General features: G+C 53.9%; 1 protein-coding gene. It reads left to right on the top strand.

What is annotated here, in order from left to right; genetic code table 11:
• Positions 1–1208 precede the first annotated feature (1208 nt).
• Positions 1209–1420, top strand: a 212-nt coding sequence (locus HV796_RS43835) for a transposase (RefSeq protein ID WP_425497123.1), incomplete at its 3' end; no start/stop codon positions are given.

Here is a 1420-nt window from a genome sequence, read left to right as displayed (position 1 = left end):
GCTATATGACGCAGCCGCTGCACCCCGAGGCGGCGACCCCGCATCAGCAGGACCTGCCCGAGCCGCTCGTGCACGTGGTATTGGACGCCAGCAGCAACGAAGCACCACCGCATCCCGACGCGAACACAGGCAAGAAGTGATCGGCTCACAGTAGCAATACCGTCTGACACGGGACACGTGGCTGGTGTTGCAAGATCGCATGCAGCGGAAAAACTTGTTTTCGCCTCCGTCGAAATTCGCCCCATGCGATTTGCACGACACAGGGGTCGACTTGGACTTGCGCCCGCTCCGAATTCGCATCAGGGGAATAATATTTATACGTAATTTAACAGACACCCTAAAAATCTTATAATAGAATATTAATTTAATTATAAATAAACTGTTGGAACACCAATAAAGATTGGCTAAGATTGGTTGGCAGAGCCTGCAGACGGCGCAGTCAGTACTAGGGTCCTCACATATTGGAACCCGTTACCGATGAACATCAATAACGCGATCCGTATCCTCATTGCAGTGTTTATCGCCGCCGCGCTTGGCGTAGTCCTCGTCGTGTCTTCGATTTCCGTCGCATCAAGGTCATCGTCGGTGCCCGATGACACGCGAGGCTGCAGCAATAAGGCGCATAAGCACCCGCTGCTCCTCACTACCTTCGCGATATCTGGCAACTCGGTCTCCATGGGTTGCTCCGCCGGCATCGAGCACAGCGCAGGCCATTCTTCGTTAGGGTTTCGCGACATCGCCGTGTCAATCTCCGCGGCGACACGGTTCGTTCCATCCACAGAGCTCGCACCCCGACAGTCGACGAGGCACTCCGGAAACGGACATCATTATTCTTAAATTGGTGAAAGAGAGTTGCGCGCAAGCTGCGTTGATCGGCAAACCCACCACTAATCGCGATGATGCTCCCAATCTTCCCAATATCACTTGACACATGCGCAAGTCGACTCATGCAGCAGCCGACGCGTAACCTATTGTCCCGAAGGGAAATATTAGCCTGCGTCCCGTGGACTTCAATGTGATTGCATCGTACCTACACGCGCACTCTCCTAGTCGAGACGATGTTGATTCGCTCCAAACTACCGCGCGGCAGTGATGGTGCGATTGTTAAAAGGGTCGGGGCTGCGCGATCGCTTGTCCAATGCTTCTTGTCAGTCGAGCGATACAGCTTCATTCTCCTTGGGAACGTGTTAGCGCTTGGGAGGCGGCGTATGTCCCTGAATCACCTGAGAGCGCGTTTGAAAATTGAAGCCAGATGTGGTTTAAATAGGAGATTTGAAAGAAAGAACATCAGGGATGGCCAGGTAAAGCAGGCGCAGAAGACGAAGCGTTACCCGAGCGATATGAGCGACATCGAGTGGGCCGCAATCAGGGGATTGCTGCCACGTGCTGCTTCACGCGGACGCCGTCGGCAGTGCGATTC

It is taken from the genome of Paraburkholderia humisilvae (genome assembly GCF_902859855.1).
GTDB classification, from domain to species: Bacteria; Pseudomonadota; Gammaproteobacteria; order Burkholderiales; family Burkholderiaceae; genus Paraburkholderia; species Paraburkholderia humisilvae.
This window is presented reverse-complemented; position numbering and strand designations above follow the sequence as displayed.